Origin of the sequence: Microbacterium sp. YJN-G (genome assembly GCF_015040615.1) — a bacterium.
Taxonomy (GTDB): Bacteria; Actinomycetota; Actinomycetes; order Actinomycetales; family Microbacteriaceae; genus Microbacterium.
Genome location: NZ_CP060402.1, coordinates 585,094 through 601,327 on the forward strand (window position 1 = coordinate 585,094; position 16,234 = coordinate 601,327).

The window sequence follows — 16,234 nt, forward strand, 5'->3', positions numbered from 1 at the left end:
CGCTGAGCCGAGGGTTATCCACACCTCCCGTTGCCCGCCCGCCCTGCGTGGCAGGATGAGAGCACGACCGGGAGGATCCTCATGTCTGACACCACGCCGCGCTCGGAGCGGCAGCCGCTGACCTCGAAGCTCATGCGAGGGTCGATCTGGATCGCCATCGGAGCGCTCATCGCCGCGGCTCTCGTCTGCGTCGTCTGGGTGCTCATCGGCGACCAGGACGGCATCATCGGCCGCGCCTTCCTCACCATCCTGCTGCTGGCCGTGTTCGCCGGCATCGCGATCGTCGAGTCGAACCTCGCCGAGCGGCGCCCCGACTGGCTGGCGCTGGCGAGCATGGGCGCTTGGATCATCGCGCTGCTGGTCGGCGCGGTGAAGATCTGGCTGCCGTGGGTGCCGTTCTCGGACGACGACGGCGTGATGCGCTTCGTGCAGCTGCTCGCGGTGGTCGCGATCCTGCAGCTCGCGCTGCTGCACGTGCGCCTGTTCCTGCGCGCGTCGCAGCGGTACGTGACGACCTTCACGCGCGTCATCGTGATGGTGACCTTCGCGCTGCTCGGCATCCTCGTCGCGATGCTGGTGTTCTTCCTCACCTTCGCCTTCCACATCGACTTCGACGACCTGTACTGGCGCATCGTCATCGCGCTGACGATCCTCGTGGCGGTGGGCACCACGCTCATCCCGCTGCTGAACGCCCTGTTCGCCCCGCGCAAGCCGCAGGTGCCGCGCCCGGCGCAGCCGCTCCCCGTCCAGCAGGCGTGGCCGACCTATGCCGACGGACGCACCCCGCTGCCGGTGATGCCCGACGGCTCGCCCGACTGGAACGCCTACTACACCGGCTACCCGACGTACCCGGCGCCGGTCGCCGCGCCTGCGCAGAGCTTCCCGGTGCTGGATGCTGCGACGCAGGCGCCGTACGTGCCGGCAGGACACCAGGCGGATGCTGCGCCGGCTGCACCTGCGCAGACGGCATCCGCTTCGCCGAGCGCGCCTGCACCGTCCGACGGGCCTTCGGCCCAGACGACGGACGCGCCTTCGGCTCAGGCGCCGATCGCGCCTACGGCCGCGGCCGCGTCGATCCCCGACCAGCCCGCACCTCCCGCCGAGCCGGCACCGCCGTTCTCCCCGCCGGTTCCGCCGGCACCTCCCGTGCCGCCGCCCACGCCGCCCGCACCGCCGGCTCCTCCTGCGCCGCCGGCCGCCGACGGATCGTTCCCGCCTCCGCCGCCCGCGAGCACGGGATCCGCACAGTGAGCGCGGTCGATCTGGGCGCACTCGCCGCCGACATCGCCAGAGAGGCCGGCGAGCTCGCCCTGCGCCGTCGCACGGCCGGGTATGCGCTGGCCGCGACGAAGTCCACTCTCGCCGACATCGTCACCGAGGCCGATCGCGAGGTCGAGCAGCTCATCCGCGAGCGGCTGCGCAGTGAGCGGCCCGGCGACGGCTTCCTCGGAGAGGAGACCGGGGCCGAGCGCGGCACGAGCGGACTGACCTGGGTGGTCGACCCGATCGACGGCACGGTCAACTACGCGTACGGCATCGCCGCGTACTCGGTGAGCATCGCCGTGGTCGAGGGCGAGCCCCACCCCGAGGAGTGGCAGGGGGTGGCATCCGCCGTGTCGGCGCCGATGCTCGGCGAATTGTTCACCGCCGTGCGCGGCGAGGGCGCCTGGCTCGGCGACCAGCGGCTCACCGTCACCTCCGAGACGCCGGCGGGTGCGCTGCTGGGCACCGGCTTCGGCTACGACCCGGCGACGCACGACGGCGATCTGGTGATGGTGCGGAGGGTGATGACGATGGCGCGTGACCTGCGCCGGATGGGATCCGCGGCCATCGACCTGTCCTATGTCGCGGCCGGCCGGCTGGACGGCTTCTTCGAGCGCGGCCTCAACGCCTGGGACTTCGCAGCCGGTGCGCTGCTGGTGCAGGAGGCCGGCGGATTCGTGAGCCGGCTCGAACTCGACATGCCGCGTCCGATGGTCATCGCGGGCGGTTCCGCGGTGCATGATCGACTGCGTTCGATCATCTCCGGCGAGGCCTGAGAAGCGGTCCGCGAAGTTTGTTCGGATCGATAGCTTTCTCAGGTACGACCCTGTAATGTGTTTATCCGATCGTTACTTTCGTTACCCCGAAGCATCGAAGGTGACCAAGCGCCCCCGAGCTTGACCACGACCCGAGAGATCTGTTTTGCCCCCTGTACGTCCTGAGGTTGAATCCGCGCCCACGCGCCGATCCAACCGACTCCGCACCGCGTCAGCGGCCCACGGGAGCTCGGTGACCTCGGACGACTCGCTCACCGCATCCCTCGCCGCGCAGCCCGTCTCCGACACGACTGCCACGCTCAGCCGTCGCGCGCGCCGCCTCGCGCAGGCTGGATCGCTCGTCGACCCCGCCGCCGTGATCGAGGCTCCTGAGATCGCCGAAGACCCCGTCGTCCTTGATGTGCTGGCCGTCGTCGAGGCGCCCGAGGCCGCGACCACTCCGGTCGTCGTCGACATGCCCGGTGCTGCGGATGCCGCCGAGGCCGCACCGTCGCTCGCGGAGCCCGTCGTTCCGGACGCCGCCGAGGAGCCTTTCGTCGAGATCATCGCCGAATTGGCCGTCGCCGACGAGATCGTCTTCCAGTCCAGTGAGCCTGTCATCGCCGAGCCCGTTGCCGAGCCGGCATCCGAGGTCGTCGACGCCTTCGCGCGAGCATCCGATGCCTTCGGCTTCTCGCCCGTCGATGACACCGAGGGTGCGTCCGAGGTACCCGCGGCCGATGAGCCGGTGCTCGTCGGCGCCGCGCCGGCATCCGGCGATGTCGCCCCGCGCCGCCGGATCGGCCGTCGCGTCCTCGCCGCCGGCGCCAGCCTCGGCGTGATGGGCGTGGCGGGACTGATCGCCGTGTCGATGACGCTGCCCGCCAGCGCCGTCGCGGCCGTGCAGGGCAGTGGTGCGACGCCGGTCGCCTCGCTGGTCGCGCCGGATGAGACCGCCGTGGCGGGCAAGAAGGTCTCCGAGGATGAGATCCAGGCGTTCGTCGCCTCCGAGGGTGTGCAGGATGCGCCGCTGACGCGATCGGACGACTACCAGTCCGTCTCGCTGCTCGAGGTCGCGGCCGAGGAGCACATCAAGTTCTCCGACAGCCTGTACACGAACGACCCGAACGCCGCGATCCAGTGGCCCTTCATGGTCGGCGTGGCGATGAGCTCGGGCTACGGCATGCGCAACGGCCGCATGCACGCCGGCATCGACCTGGTGCCAGGCAGCGGAGCGACGATCCAGGCGATCGCGGACGGCACCGTCCGCATCGCGACGGAGTCCGGTGGCGCCTACGGCGTCAGCGCGTATGTGGACCACGTGATCGACGGCAAGGTCGTCACGAGCCACTACGCGCACATGCAGTACGGCTCGCTGGAGGTGCGTGCCGGCCAGAAGGTCAAGGTCGGCGACACCATCGGAAAGGTCGGGAACACCGGCCGTTCCTACGGTGCGCACCTGCATTTCGAGGTCATCATCAACGGTTCGACCGTCAATCCGCTCACGTGGATGCGCGAGAACGCGGGCCGGTACTCGTACTGACGTCTCGATTTCGCGAGACGGCCCGGCGGATGGTAATCTCATCTGGTTGCCCTGAAACGGGTAGCACGCCCCGATAGCTCAGTGGCAGAGCACTTCCATGGTAAGGAAGGGGTCGTCAGTTCAATCCTGACTCGGGGCTCGTAGCGTTCACTTCAATGAGGTGGGCGATTGCGGCGGAGTAGCTCAGATGGTGAGAGCGCACGACTCATAATCGTGAGGTCGCGGGTTCGAGTCCCGCCTCCGCTACGGAATGAAACCCTCGGCTCGCCGGGGGTTTTGTCGTATCCGGCCCACGCTTGCCGCGTTCTCACCCCCTCGATTGGCGACCTCACGATTTAGCCCGTTGATCGCGTCGCGCACTGCATACGCTGCAGCCGTATCCGAGGTGTGGGTGTATCGCTCTGTTGTGGTGATCGAGGCGTGACCGGCGACGCGTTGAATCATGGCCGGAGCAACGCCAAGGCGTGCGAGGCGAGAAACGTAGGTGTGTCGCAGGTCGTGGAAGCGCAGCGGCATCCCGTCCGGGAATGTCGCGATCTGATCGCGGATGACTGGCCAGCGCACGGCACGCGATAGGTTGCCGCTGTCGAATGGCCCACCGCGTACACCGGTGAAGATGCGCTCATGGCCGGCGGCGCGAGCGGTGTCGAGGAAGGGGCGCAGTTCTTCGAGGATCGGCACTCGTCGGATGCGCCCGCTCTTCGTCGCGCGCTCTTCTAGCTGCCCGTGTCCGTTGGGCGACAGAGTGCGCCGCACAGTGATGAGGTCGGCGTGCTCGTCGAGATCATCCCAGCGGAGGCCGACCAACTCACCGAGCCGAAGGCCGGTGAAGGCCAGTCCGGCCAGCGCCCGCTGCCCTGTCGGAGTGCCGGCAGTGAGCGCGAGCATGCGGCGCACCTGAAGGTCATCGAGGGCGCGCGAGGAGGGGTCGGCCTCGTCAGCCTTGCCGCGGGTGCGATGAATCGCTCTAACGGGGTTCGAGGTGAGCAGGTCATCGAGCACGGCGAAGCCGAGCACCTTCGACAGCAGCGACAGCGCCTCCTGCTTCGTCGAGGTCGATCCGTCCCACGAGGCGCGTGCATTCATGATGACGAGCGGCCGCAGATCGGCAAGGGGGAGTGCCCCCAGCGTCGGGAGGATGCGTCGCCGCCAGGCGCGGTCGTATGCCGCCTCGGCGTTCGAGGTCAGTCCGTCATAGACCACAGCGCGAACCGTGCCGAAGAATTCGGCGAGGGTCGTCACGCTCGGGTCTAGTCTCATATTTGAGACTGTAGACCTACTTGCTAGCTAGTGTCAATCTTCGGACTGGGTTTCTCGAGCTGCCTTGAAGGCATCATCGAAACCAGCAAGCCACGCTTCGACGTCGACCGTCACGCCGGGCATCTCAAACACGTCGGGGTGAACGCCGAAGGCTGCGCGGAACAACGAGATACGCCGGAAGATCGTTGATCGACTCATGCCGATCTGACGCATGCCCTCGAACCCGCCGACGAGTCGCCAGGTCAGCCAGAAGCCGAAGAGATCCACCGTCGTCGAGCCGACCCAGCCGCGCATCAGGGACTTGATGCCGGGGAAGGCTGCGTGCAGCGGCCGATTCACCGCCTTATTGGCTGCGTGGTAGGTGTCCCAGGCAGCCTCAAGGGCGCCACGCGCCTTGCCCTCGCCCTCGGGCGACGGCATCCGATCCGCTCTGAAATCCGCCACGTCTGCCAGTCCGATAGTTGAAACTTCGTTGACTACCAGAGTACGGCCCACCACCGACCCCAGCCACTGCCTCGACCGTTCTCCCGAAATTTCCTTCACAGGATCAAGACGGGCGCTGCGCGCCCACCCTGTGGGACACTCCCAGCATGAGCGAATGGGACTTCTTGCATGGCCTCACCGGCCAGGAACTCGACGACGCGATGTCGAGCGGCGCAACCGCCGAAGAATGGGCGTGGATCGAGGCCCACGATGCCGAGGAAGCGGAGAAGCGCACGGAGCATCCGGGCGAGAAGTAGTCTGCCGCCTCTCGCGCAAGCGCGAGAGTTGCCACAGGCAGAGGTCGCAGGCGATCTGGCCACGCTGACGCGATCCGATGCGCTGCATGTGGGCAAGAGCGCCAGCCGCGCGGCGCGCGGTGCGCCGCGCTGCGACGCATCCGCGCGCCCCACGGCCCGCCCCTCTCGCTCACCCGCTCCACTTCGTCACGCACCATACGCGCATAACTCGCAGAACTCCCGCCCGAAGGCGTCGACCACCATCAGGAACCCGTCCGGCTCACCGTCCTCGCAGATGGGGGTACCGCACCGGTCGCACGCTCGAAACCCGAGCGCCTGGCACGTCTCACAGTCAGCAACTGCCACAAGATCACCCCCTTTCACGGCCCCGCCGCTATCCGCGTCACGAGGGCGCGCCGCTGGCTCGCAGCGAGCCGCTCGCCGAGCGCCACAGGCACGACGGGATGCGTGGCAGGCTCGTCTGCCGCAGTGGCAGACATGCGCTCGAACCACTCGCGACGAAGCCGCCGCTGCACGGTACGCGTGAGGCCGGTGAACGACCAGCCAGGCCGGTTCTTCGTGCGCCGCGACGCGGACACGACATGCGAGCGTGACCCGAACCGCCGGTGAACCTCCTTTGTGCACTCACCGGGCACACACGACATCGAGCAGCGCATCCGCCGCGCCGCCTCGTGGAGCCGCGTCTGATGCGCCCACACCGCGACCGGCGGCACGTCCTCGCCCGTCGCCACGTCCTTGAGGACATAGTTCAGAGCCTTGGACACGTACCAGATGCGCCGCCGCGCATCTGCCCCCGCGCGAATCTCCTGGCAATCGGCGCGGTCACCCCAGACGACCTGCGCGCCGTCGATCCTCGAGAACGCCGACGCGTCCCGCGCAGCATCCCGCAGCCCGTCCGGCGTCGGAGCCTCAACGCGTGCGATCCGCACCAGCGCGTGCAGGTGCAGCACGCCCCTGTCCTGCCACTCCCGGACGATGAAGAACTCCACCGACGGCCACCAATCGCGCAGCCGACGTCGCGTGCGATCCCATAGCAAGGGCGCATCACGGTTCCACGCCACCTGGTGACGTCCCGCTGAGTGGTGGAGTTTCTCAACACCGTGCGAGATCAGCTTCTGTGATTATGCTGCAGCGAGTTCGGGGATCGCGACCTCCTTCTCGGTGGTGTTGAGGAGCTTCATGGAGTGCTCGCTGAAGTAGCGTCGGTCGGCGCCGTCCCATTCGTCGTGTTGCTCGATGAGGACGTGCCCGGCCAGGCGCAGCAACGCGGCGGGGTTGGGGAAGGTGCCGACGACGTCGGTGCGCCGTTTGATTTCCTTGTTCACCCGCTCCAGGGGATTCGTGGACCAGATCTGCCGCCAGTGCTGCTGCGGGAACCCGCAGAACGCGAGGATGTCGTCCTTCGCGTCCTCGAGCATGTCCGCGATCTTCGGGTGCGACCGTGTCAGCATGCGCACGACCTCGTGGAACTGCGCGAACACGTGCTCGGTGTCGGGTTGAGCGAAGATCGTGCGGATGATCGACGCGACCATCGGCCCCGCGGTCTTCGGGACCGAGGTGAGCACGTTGCGCATGAAGTGAACTCGGCATCTCTGCCAACTGGAGCCTTGGAAGACGGTGTCGATCGCGGCGATCAGACCGGTGTGCGCGTCCGAGATGACCAGCTTCACCCCGTCCAGCCCGCGGGCCTTCAACGACCGCAGGAACGTGGTCCAGAACGGCTGCGACTCGGTCTCCCCGACCTCGAACCCGAGCACTTCCCGCCGCCCGTCCGCCGCGATACCCACGGCGACGACCACGGCCTGAGAGACGACCCGCCGGCCGACCCGTGCTTTGCAGTAGGTCGCGTCGAGGAACACATACGGGTAGGTGGTGTCCGCGAGGGGCCGGTCGCGGAACGCAGCGACGTCCTCATCGAGGTTCGCGCAGATCCGAGACACCTCGGACTTGCTGATCCCGGTGTCAGCGCCGAGCGCTTTGACCAGGTCGTCGACCTTCCGGGTCGAGACGCCGTGGACGTAGGCCTCCATCACGACCGCGAACAGTGCCTGATCGACCCGGCGGCGCCGTTCCAACAGCGACGGGAAGAACGAGCCCTGCCGCAGTTTCGGGATCCGCAGATCCAGCTCCCCGGCGGTCGTGGTCAGCGTCCGCCGGCGGGTGCCGTTGCGTTGCGTGGTGCGATCCGGGGTGCGTTCAAACGGGGCGGCGCCGATGAACGCGGCCGCTTCCGCGTCGATCAACTCCTGGTAGAGCGTTTCGGTCGCGACCCGGATCCGGTCGGTGACGTCGGTGAGTTTCAGTTCCCCGAGGAGCTCGAGGAGGGCAGACTGGTCAAGAGCCATCGTGCGTCGTGTCTTTCTGTGAGTAGCTTTAGTCGGTTCTCACTGACCATCGCACGATGGCTCACCACGTCAACGACGTGACACCCAGCACCGGAAACTACACCACCCCAGGGGACGCCACCCGCCACCTGCCCCGCGTAGTCGTAGGTTGATGCGTCGAGCGGCACACCACGCAACCCAGCAGCCGTCGCCGTGTGCTGCACACCGCACCGGCATCGCGGCACGGGCTGTTTTCGGTCAGGACTATCGGCTCGAGTTGATGCTCGCGATCAGGGATGCGCGAGAGGAGATCGTCACTTTGGGCGAGCTCGCCACGGGTCTTGGTGTCCCCGTCAGCAGCTTGCAAAAGCCATTTCACGCGCTGGTCCGAGCAGGCTTGCTCACTCCGCTCCCGTCAGACGACTCGCGGCGCAAGTTATACGGCGTGGCCAGGAGCGCGGCGTGGGCCTGGGCCGAAGAGCTCGCGAAGCGGGTCGAGTTCGAGGCGATCACGTCCTCGAGTAGCGGACGTTCGGGCCGTAATCAGTCCTCCCACCCTTAGCCGTTCGCAGGTGAGCGCGAAGATGCTGCTGCCTTCTGTCATGCAGAAACTGGCGCGGTTCCTGCAACGAACTGGTCGAGCGAAGGCAGGCGCTCACTGCTTCTCTGTCGAACACGCGACGGATTCAGGGTGTTGTGTTGGCGGCGCTCGTTATCCGGAGGTGTCTGATGAGAACGCGCCGATGAGTCGGGGAGAAGCCGGGACACGTGGGAACTGCGCACCGGGGCAGGCATCCGCGTGGAGCAATCTGATCTGCTTCGCGGACCGGAAGAGTCGACGTCGGGTTCCCACGCCAAGTCGGCAAGCAGAAATCGGGATCATGATCGCCCACGCGCTGCCTGATGAGGTCGGCTTGTCTGCTGCTCGTCACTTGAATCGGTAGGCCCGTGGCAGTCTCCAACAAGTACATGCAAACGCAGAGCTCATCGTCCAGCAGCGGCAGCGGTGGAATCGCGAGGGGGTCGCGCGGCCGCACCGTTATGGCGGACTCGACCTCCAAAGCGGCCGCAGTGAGCTTCTGCTCGTCGGTTTCGCGCGCTGTAAGTTCGCAATAAAGCGCAGACAGCGCGCGATCCAGCTTGTCCAGAGCGTCGTTCAACTCGCGGTGGTGCTGGAGAAATAGGGTGACGACGATGCCGAGAACACCGAGCGTGATCGCCGGCCAGACGACTTGCGATGTCAGGTAACGGGCCGCGATGGCTCCGCTGACTCCTCCGATCGTGCATATTCCGAGCGCTCCGACAAGCAACGCCGAGCGGCGGCCGCGGTATCCCTGCGCGTCGCTAGTGGTTGAAACAACGGGGGCACCAGTCGAGAGCGCGATGCTCGCAAAAAACGTGCTGACTAACGCAAGTGCCAGCCGTCAAATCGGCCATTGGCCTGCTGGCGACGGCATGTTGCCGGGTCAGCTGTTTGGATCGGCGCCCGTGTCGGACCGGGCGATCGGCGAAGAGGCCTCCGGCGGCTGAGTCTCGCTAATGCTGCTTCATCCACGTCTCACAGCCGTTCGAAGGCGGCCTGGATCGCGACTGCTGCAGCCCCTCGCGCCCAGGCGGTGAAGCCGCTGTCATCGACATGCAGTCGCACGGGGGAGGCATTCGGGTCACGGCCCGCGGTGATCTCGGCCCGCACCTCATCCTCGGCGACCGCGAACAGGCCCATGCCCTCTCCGGCGAGCACGATGTCGGCGTGCAGGGTGAGGTTCGCGGACAAGGCGATGAGGCGGCCGAGCGCGCGGGCGCTGGCATCGACTATCGCCCGCGCCGCCGGGTTACCGGACGTCGCGAGTTGGAGGACTTCGTCGTAGCCGACGGGGCGATGCAGCGCGGTGGTGGCCTGTGCCGCGATCGAGGCGGAGCCGAGCATCGCCTGCGCGCAGCCACGGTGCCCTTCGGAGCACAGTGGCCCGTGCGGCTCGAGCTGCACGTGAGCCGCGAGGCTGATGCCCGAATCGATGTTGCGCACCACCTCGCCGCCGGAGACGACGCCGTACCCGACGCCCACGCCGATGGTGATGACGGCGAAACCGTCGAGTCCGCGCACGACGCCGAACCAGCGCTCGGCCTCGGTGAGCGCGATGAGGTCGTTCTCGATGCGGGTGGGCAATCCGGTCGCGGCGGTGACGAGCTCGCCGAGCGGCACACCCTCCCACTCCAGGTACGGGCCCCAGATCACCCGGATGCCGTCGGTCACGCCGCCGACGCTGATCCCGATGCCCACCGGGCGGGGGCCGTCGCCGACGAGCCGCGCCATACCGTCGATGATCGTGTCGACGACCACCCCGGGCTTGTGCGACTCGAGGGGCAGAACGACCGTGCCGCGCAGCTGCGCGCGCACATCGGTGAGCACGACATGAGCTTCGCCGCCGGTGAGCTTCACGCCGAGGAAGGTGCCGATGCCCCCTGAGACGTCGAGCGGACGGGAGGGACGGCCGACGCCGTCGACGACGTCGTCGAGCTCGACGAGGATGCCGCGATCCACGAAGGGCTTCGTCAGGCGGGTGAGGCTCGCGGGCGACATCCCCATGCGCACGGCCAGAGCCGACCGCGAGATCGGCCCGTGGATGAGCACGGTGCGCGCGACGGCGGCTTCAGTGTCGGTGATCATGAGCCTCCCTATTGATTCCATTCTGGCAGATAACCGCCACCGAATCGGGGACAAGGACAGCATTGACCCCCCGGTTACTTCCGTGCTAAAACTAATTCATGCATTCCAGCGATGTGAGCAGCGCAGCGTCCGTCACCGACGAGAGGCGCTCCCCCGACGTCCTGCACCTCCGTCGTGGCGGCACCAGTGTCGTACTCGAGATGATCGCGCCGCCCGTGATCGTGCACTGGGGCGAGGATCTCGGCGAGGTCGATCGGCAGGCCCTCGCCGGGCTGGCCCTGGCTGCCGCCCCGCAGCGGGTCTCCGGCGGCCTCGACATCACCCCGGTGCTCTCCCTACTCCCCACCCCCGCGCACGGCTGGCTCGGCACCCCCGGACTCGAGGGGCATCGCGCCGGCACCGGGATCAGCGCCCGCTGGACTCTCGCCGGCGTCGACGCGACGGTGGACCGGGTCAGCATCTCCCTCTCCGACGAGGAGTCACGGCTCGCCGCCACCGTCGAGCTGAGGCTCGGCGCCTCGGGCCTGCTCCACCAGCGGATCACCCTGCGCAACAGCGGTTCGAGCGCCTATACGGTGCAGCGGCTCGCGGCATCCTTCCCCGTCCCGTGGGATGCCACCGAGATCCTCGACACCACCGGACGCCACCTGCGCGAACGCTCGCCGCAGCGCCACGACGCGACATTCGGCACCTACCTCCGCGAGAGCCGCCGCGGCCGGCCGGGCGCCGATGACACCCTCCTCCTCTGCGCCGGCCGCCCGGGTTTCGGCTTCGAGGCCGGCCGCGTGCACGGCATCCACGTCGCATGGAGCGGCAGCCACACCGCACTGGCCGAGCGTGTGCCGACCGGTGAGGCGTTCCTCGCCGGCGGCGAACTCTACGGACCGGGCGAGGTCATCCTCGAACCGGGTGCCGCCGTGACCACGCCGTGGATCATCGGATCGTGGGGCGACGGGCTCAACGAGCTGTCCTGGCGGTTCCACGACGAGCTCCGCGCCCGCCCGCAGCATCCGCGCCGCCCCCGCCCGATCACCCTCAACACCTGGGAGGCCGTCTACTTCGACCACCACCTCGACCGGCTGACGGCACTGGCGGATGCCGCGGCCGAGGTCGGCGTCGAGCGCTTTGTGCTCGACGACGGCTGGTTCCTCGGCCGTCGCGACGACACCGCCGGCCTCGGCGACTGGCAGGTCGACACGAAGATCTGGCCGCAGGGGCTGCATCCGCTCGTCGACCACGTCCGTGCGCTGGGAATGGAGTTCGGCCTGTGGGTGGAGCCCGAGATGGTGAATCCCGACAGCGACCTGGCACGCGAGCATCCGGACTGGATCCTGCGGTCCCGCCTCGACCTGCCGCCGGTCGCCCGCCAGCAGCAGGTACTCGACCTCGCCCACCCCGAGGCGTACGCACACATCGCGGGCCGCCTGCACGCGCTGCTCGACGAATACCCGATCGCGTACCTGAAGTGGGACCACAACCGCGACCTCGTCGACGCCGGAACCGGACCGGGCGGCGGATCCCACGTGCACGCGCACACTCTCGCGCTGTACCGTCTGCTCGACGAGCTGAAGGCCCAGCATCCGGGGCTGGAGATCGAGAGCTGCGCCTCCGGCGGCGCCCGCGTCGACCTCGGAATCCTCGAACGCACCGACCGCATCTGGACCAGCGACTGCATCGACCCGCTCGAGCGCCTCGACATCCAGCGCTACACCGGCCTCGTGGTGCCGCCGGAGCTCATGGGCGCGCACCTCACCAGTGCCGTCGTGCACTCCACCGGGCGCGCGACCGACCTCGACCTCAGCGCCGCGATCGCCGCGTTCGGGCACTTCGGCATCGAGCGCGACATCAGCCGCGAGACCGACGCCGACCGCGCGCGCATCGCCGCCTGGGTCGGCTTCGCGAAGCGCATCCGCCCGCTCGTCGCCACCGGCCGCGTCGTGCACGTCGACGGGACGGATGCCGGCATCGACGTCCGCGGCATCGTCGCGCCCGGCGGTGCGCAGGCCGTGTTCACGATCACGCAGGCCGCGACCTCGATCGCGTACCCGGCCGGCCGCGTCCGCATCCCCGGCCTCGACCCGCAGAAGACCTACCGACTCGGCGTCGTCGTCCCCGGAGGCGAACACGCGGATGCCGGGCAGTCGCCGCTGCGCTGGGCGCAGGACGGTGTCGCACTGACCGGCCGGCAGCTCGCCGTGACCGGCATCCGCCCACCCGTGCAGCACCCCGGCCGCACGACCGTCGTGGAGCTGACTGCAGAGAACTGACCGGCGATCCGGTCCGAAGCGCAAGGAGGCGCAGCTATGAGATCCATCCATCCGCTCCGAGGAGCAGTCGCGGCGATCGCCGTCGCCGCGCTCGCCGGGACGCTGGGAGGCTGTTCGGCAGGCAGTGACCTCGGTGTCACGACGCTGAACTTCTTCCAGTTCAAAGGCGAGGCCCGCGAGGACTTCGACGCGATCATCGAGAAGTTCGAGGTCGAGAACCCCGACATCAAGGTCGTGCAGAACCAGGTGGCGGATGCCGACACCATCATCCGCACCCTGCTCGTGAAGGACAAGGCGCCCGATGTCATCACCCTGAACGGCAACGGCAACTTCGGCCGCCTCGCACAGGCCGGGGTGTTCTACGACTTCAGCGATGAGCCGGTGCTCGACACCATCAATCCGGCCGTGCAGGAGATCCTCGCCGATCTCGGCAACAAGGAGGGCGAGGTGAACAGCCTCGGATACGTGAACAACGCCAACGGCATCATCTACAACGCCGACATCTTCGCCGAGCAAGGGATCGAGGTGCCGGAGACCTGGGACGAGCTCATCGCCGCGTGCGAGCAGCTGCAGGATGCCGGCATCCAGCCGATCTACGCCACCCTGGCCGACTCGTGGACGGCGGTGCCGTCGTTCAACGGTCTCGGCGCCTACGCCGTGCAGGACGGGTTCTTCGAGGAGATGCGCGCCGAGGGCGAGAACGTCGGGCCCGACTCGCCCGCCTCGTTCACGCAGGACTTCGCCGAGCCCCTCGACCGCGAGCTGCAGCTGTACTCCTACGCGCAGGAGGGCTTCCGCGGGGCGACCTACGACGACGGCAACGCCGCCTTCGCGCGCGGCGAGGCCGCCATGCTGCTGCAGGGCATCTGGGCCGTCAACGGCATCAAGCAGGTCGACCCCGACATCAACGCCGCGATCTTCCCGTACCCGACGGATGCCGAACAGGACAGGGTGATCGTCTCGGGCGTCGACGTCACCGTCACGATGGGCCGCAACACCCCGCACCGCGAGGAGGCGCTGCGCTTCATCGAGTTCATGTTCCGCCCCGACGTGATCGAGGAGTTCGCGTCCTCGCAGAACATGATCCCCTCGGTCGAGGGTGCCGAGCTCAGCGACGACCTCGCTCTGCAGTCGGTCAAGCCGTTCTTCGACGAGGGCCGGATCACCGGCTTCCTCGATCACCAGATCCCACCTGGCATTCCTTTGGCGGAATACATCCAGGCGTCGGTCTTCACGAGCGACGCGGACGCCGCGCTCGCCACCCTCGACAACGAGTGGCGCAAGATCGCCGCCCGCACCATCCCCGTGACGGAGGACTGACATGAGCACCCTCACCGAAGCGGTGCGGTCCTCGGCATCCGGCGGCACCCGCCGCGCCCGTGCCGACCGCATCCGCACCACCGCGCCGCGCGCACTCTCCGCGTACCATTGGATGATCTGGCCGGCCGTCATCGCGTTCGCCGCGTTCCACACCGTGCCCATGCTCGTCGGCGTCTTCTTCAGCTTCACGAACTACGCGGGGTACGGCGACTGGAACTTCGTCGGCGTCTCGAACTATCTCAACCTGTTCAAGGACGACCGGGTCTGGGGAGCCTACGGGTTCTCCTTCCTGTTCGCGATCGCGGCCACGATCCTCACGAACGCGATCTCTCTCGCGATCGCGATGGGGCTGAACGCGAAGATCAAAGCGCGGAACTTCTTCCGCGGCGTCTACTTCGTGCCCTACGTGCTCGCGATGCTCGTCATCGGGTACGTGTTCCAATACCTGTTCACGAACTCACTGCCGAAGCTGCTGCCCGGCATTCCGCTGATCGCCGACAACATCCTGTCCAACCCGGACTGGGCGTGGCTGGCGATCGTGACGCTCGCGGTCTGGCAGGGGTGCGCCTTCACGATCATCATCTACCTCTCGGGTCTTCAGACGATCCCGTCCGAGCTCTATGAGGCGGCGTCGCTCGACGGGGCGTCGAGCTGGCGACAGTTCTGGGCGATCACCTTCCCCCTGATCAGCGCCTTCTTCACGATCAACGTGGTGCTGAGCCTGAAGGGATACCTGCAGGTATTCGACCCGATCGTCGCCCTCACCAACGGCGGGCCCGGCACCGCCACCGAGTCGGTGACGATGCTGATCTTCAAGGGCGGCTACGCCGGTGGCGAGTTCGCCTACCAGACGGCCAACGCGGTGATCTTCTTCATCGTGATCACGATCGTCTCCCTCCTGCAGTTTCGAGTACTCCAGCGCCGAGAGGCGGATGTCTGATGTCTGTCGCAGCCCCCACCACGTCCACCACGTCCATCATCACAGCAGGGCGACGCCGCCGCGGCAGTGCCGACCGTGACGACGACACCCGCCGCACCAACTGGTGGGCCACCGCCGTCATCGCGGTGTGCGCGCTCACCGTCCTCATCCCGCTCTACCTCGCGGTGGTCGTGGCGCTGAAGACGCCCGACCAGCTCGTCAGCGGCACCGGCTTCGAATGGCCGAACCCGGTGCGCTGGGAGAACTTCGCCGAGGCGTGGGAGCGCACGCAGTTCCCGCAGGCGCTGATGAACACGGCGCTTATCACCGTCGGCTCGGTGGTCTTCACGATGTTCACGAGTTCGATCGCCGCCTACGCGCTGGCGAGGAACATGCACCGGCCGTTCTTCAAGGGCGTGTTCTACTACCTGCTCGCCGCCCTGTTCATCCCTTTCCCCATCATCATGCTCCCGCTGGTGAAGCAGACCGCGATGTTGGGGCTCGACAATCAGGTCGGCGTTATCATCCTGTACACGATCTACGGGCTTTCACTGAATGTGTTCATTTACTCCGCCTACATCCGATCGATCCCGATCGAGCTCGAGGAAGCGGCCCGGATGGACGGCGCGTCGACGTGGCGGGTGTTCTGGCAGGTCATCTTCCCGCTGCTCACGCCGATGAACGCCACCGTCGGCATCCTCACCTGCGTGTGGGCGTGGAACGACTTCATCCTGCCGCTCGTGGTGCTCACCGACCCCGGTGCTCGCACGCTGCCGCTCGCACAGTACGTGTTGCAGGGGCAGTACAACACCGACTACACGGTCGCCTTCGCGTCGTACCTGATGGCGATGGCGCCCCTACTCATCGTGTACATCTTCTCTCAGCGCTGGGTGATCTCCGGGGTCACAAGAGGCTCGATCAAGTGAGTGGGATCACGGGTGTCCTCCCTACGGGGTGGACACCCGTGATCATTCCGCAGGAGGCAGAGCGTGCTGTGCTGGGCCGCCTCGATGCGGAGCGGTAGGCCCCGCGCGAGTCGCGACAGAGTCACTGGTTGGTGAGGCCGCCCTGGAACGCCAGTCGCGGAACCCACTCGATGCGTCACCACTTATCCACCGATTATTCCGCCGAGATCACCCCAACTGACGCGAGCCCCCGCGTAGTATCGACAACGC

Annotated in this window: 13 protein-coding genes and 2 tRNA genes; 10 read left to right on the forward strand and 5 right to left on the reverse strand. The window is 67.5% G+C overall.

What is annotated here, in order from left to right:
• The first annotated feature begins 81 nt into the window (after positions 1 to 81).
• The 5 genes from H7694_RS02790 to H7694_RS02810 all read left to right on the forward strand — a co-directional run bounded on the left by H7694_RS02790 (position 82) and on the right by H7694_RS02810 (position 3,807).
• Positions 82 to 1,251, forward strand: coding sequence for a hypothetical protein (locus tag H7694_RS02790; protein WP_193598034.1), 1,170 nt, complete (start codon positions 82 to 84; stop codon positions 1,249 to 1,251).
• On the forward strand, positions 1,248 to 2,039 hold the full coding sequence (locus tag H7694_RS02795) for an inositol monophosphatase family protein (protein ID WP_193598035.1): 792 nt from the start codon (positions 1,248 to 1,250) through the stop codon (positions 2,037 to 2,039). The genes H7694_RS02790 and H7694_RS02795 overlap by 4 nt, the downstream gene beginning before the upstream one ends.
• 232 nt (positions 2,040 to 2,271) lie before the next feature.
• Positions 2,272 to 3,561 carry a M23 family metallopeptidase gene (locus H7694_RS02800; RefSeq protein ID WP_227468255.1) on the forward strand — a complete coding sequence of 430 codons (1,290 nt, stop codon included), beginning with the start codon at positions 2,272 to 2,274 and terminating at the stop codon, positions 3,559 to 3,561.
• Positions 3,562 to 3,628: 67 nt separating this feature from the next.
• Positions 3,629 to 3,700: transfer RNA gene (locus tag H7694_RS02805), tRNA-Thr, on the forward strand.
• Between the two features lie 33 nt (positions 3,701 to 3,733).
• Positions 3,734 to 3,807, forward strand: a tRNA-Met gene (locus tag H7694_RS02810).
• On the opposite strand, the gene H7694_RS02815 is transcribed toward H7694_RS02810, so the two are convergent.
• Together H7694_RS02815 and H7694_RS02820 are read right to left on the reverse strand one after the other, a co-directional pair.
• Positions 3,805 to 4,821, reverse strand: a complete 1,017-nt coding sequence (locus tag H7694_RS02815) for a tyrosine-type recombinase/integrase (protein ID WP_193598036.1) — start codon at positions 4,819 to 4,821, stop codon at positions 3,805 to 3,807. The genes H7694_RS02810 and H7694_RS02815 overlap by 3 nt on opposite strands.
• A gap of 33 nt (positions 4,822 to 4,854) precedes the next feature.
• Positions 4,855 to 5,265 carry a hypothetical protein gene (locus H7694_RS02820; RefSeq protein WP_193598037.1) on the reverse strand — a complete coding sequence of 137 codons (411 nt, stop codon included), beginning with the start codon at positions 5,263 to 5,265 and terminating at the stop codon, positions 4,855 to 4,857.
• A gap of 146 nt (positions 5,266 to 5,411) precedes the next feature.
• On the opposite strand from H7694_RS02820, the gene H7694_RS02825 reads away from it, so the two are divergent.
• Entirely contained in the window at positions 5,412 to 5,561 is a 150-nt protein-coding gene (locus H7694_RS02825) for a hypothetical protein (protein WP_193598038.1), read from the forward strand.
• 359 nt (positions 5,562 to 5,920) lie between these two features.
• Here H7694_RS02825 and H7694_RS02830 read toward each other — a convergent pair whose 3' ends face one another.
• The 3 genes from H7694_RS02830 to H7694_RS02840 form a co-directional block, all read right to left on the reverse strand.
• On the reverse strand, positions 5,921 to 6,622 hold the full coding sequence (locus H7694_RS02830; protein ID WP_319805267.1) for a replication initiator: 702 nt from the start codon (positions 6,620 to 6,622) through the stop codon (positions 5,921 to 5,923).
• Between the two features lie 60 nt (positions 6,623 to 6,682).
• Positions 6,683 to 7,906 carry an IS256 family transposase gene (locus H7694_RS02835; protein WP_193596582.1) on the reverse strand — a complete coding sequence of 408 codons (1,224 nt, stop codon included), beginning with the start codon at positions 7,904 to 7,906 and terminating at the stop codon, positions 6,683 to 6,685.
• Between the two features lie 1,537 nt (positions 7,907 to 9,443).
• A complete protein-coding gene (locus tag H7694_RS02840; protein ID WP_193598040.1) occupies positions 9,444 to 10,553 on the reverse strand; it encodes an ROK family transcriptional regulator in 1,110 nt (369 codons plus the stop codon).
• Positions 10,554 to 10,651: 98 nt separating this feature from the next.
• On the opposite strand from H7694_RS02840, the gene H7694_RS02845 reads away from it, so the two are divergent.
• From H7694_RS02845 to H7694_RS02860, 4 genes are read left to right on the forward strand one after another with little or no spacing between them, the layout of a single operon-like run.
• Positions 10,652 to 12,820, forward strand: coding sequence for an alpha-galactosidase (locus H7694_RS02845; protein ID WP_193598041.1), 2,169 nt, complete (start codon positions 10,652 to 10,654; stop codon positions 12,818 to 12,820).
• A 36-nt stretch (positions 12,821 to 12,856) separates the two neighbouring features.
• On the forward strand, positions 12,857 to 14,140 hold the full coding sequence (locus H7694_RS02850) for an ABC transporter substrate-binding protein (protein ID WP_193598042.1): 1,284 nt from the start codon (positions 12,857 to 12,859) through the stop codon (positions 14,138 to 14,140).
• Between the two features lies 1 nt (position 14,141).
• On the forward strand, positions 14,142 to 15,080 hold the full coding sequence (locus tag H7694_RS02855; RefSeq protein ID WP_193598043.1) for a carbohydrate ABC transporter permease: 939 nt from the start codon (positions 14,142 to 14,144) through the stop codon (positions 15,078 to 15,080).
• A complete protein-coding gene (locus tag H7694_RS02860; RefSeq protein ID WP_193598044.1) occupies positions 15,080 to 15,985 on the forward strand; it encodes a carbohydrate ABC transporter permease in 906 nt (301 codons plus the stop codon). Before H7694_RS02855 ends, H7694_RS02860 begins: the two co-directional genes overlap by 1 nt.
• The last annotated feature ends 249 nt before the right edge of the window (positions 15,986 to 16,234 follow it).

Bases quoted from the DNA above. Each gene is read 5' to 3' on its own strand.
- H7694_RS02790 (WP_193598034.1), top strand. From the start codon at position 82: ATGTCTGACACCACGCCGCGCTCGGAGCGGCAGCCGCTGACCTCGAAG.
- H7694_RS02815 (WP_193598036.1), bottom strand. From the start codon at position 4,821: ATGAGACTAGACCCGAGCGTGACGACCCTCGCCGAATTCTTCGGCACG.
- H7694_RS02825 (WP_193598038.1), top strand. From the start codon at position 5,412: ATGAGCGAATGGGACTTCTTGCATGGCCTCACCGGCCAGGAACTCGAC.
- H7694_RS02835 (WP_193596582.1), bottom strand. From the start codon at position 7,906: ATGGCTCTTGACCAGTCTGCCCTCCTCGAGCTCCTCGGGGAACTGAAA.
- H7694_RS02840 (WP_193598040.1), bottom strand. From the start codon at position 10,553: ATGATCACCGACACTGAAGCCGCCGTCGCGCGCACCGTGCTCATCCAC.
- H7694_RS02845 (WP_193598041.1), top strand. From the start codon at position 10,652: ATGCATTCCAGCGATGTGAGCAGCGCAGCGTCCGTCACCGACGAGAGG.
- H7694_RS02850 (WP_193598042.1), top strand. From the start codon at position 12,857: ATGAGATCCATCCATCCGCTCCGAGGAGCAGTCGCGGCGATCGCCGTC.
- H7694_RS02855 (WP_193598043.1), top strand. From the start codon at position 14,142: ATGAGCACCCTCACCGAAGCGGTGCGGTCCTCGGCATCCGGCGGCACC.
- H7694_RS02860 (WP_193598044.1), top strand. From the start codon at position 15,080: ATGTCTGTCGCAGCCCCCACCACGTCCACCACGTCCATCATCACAGCA.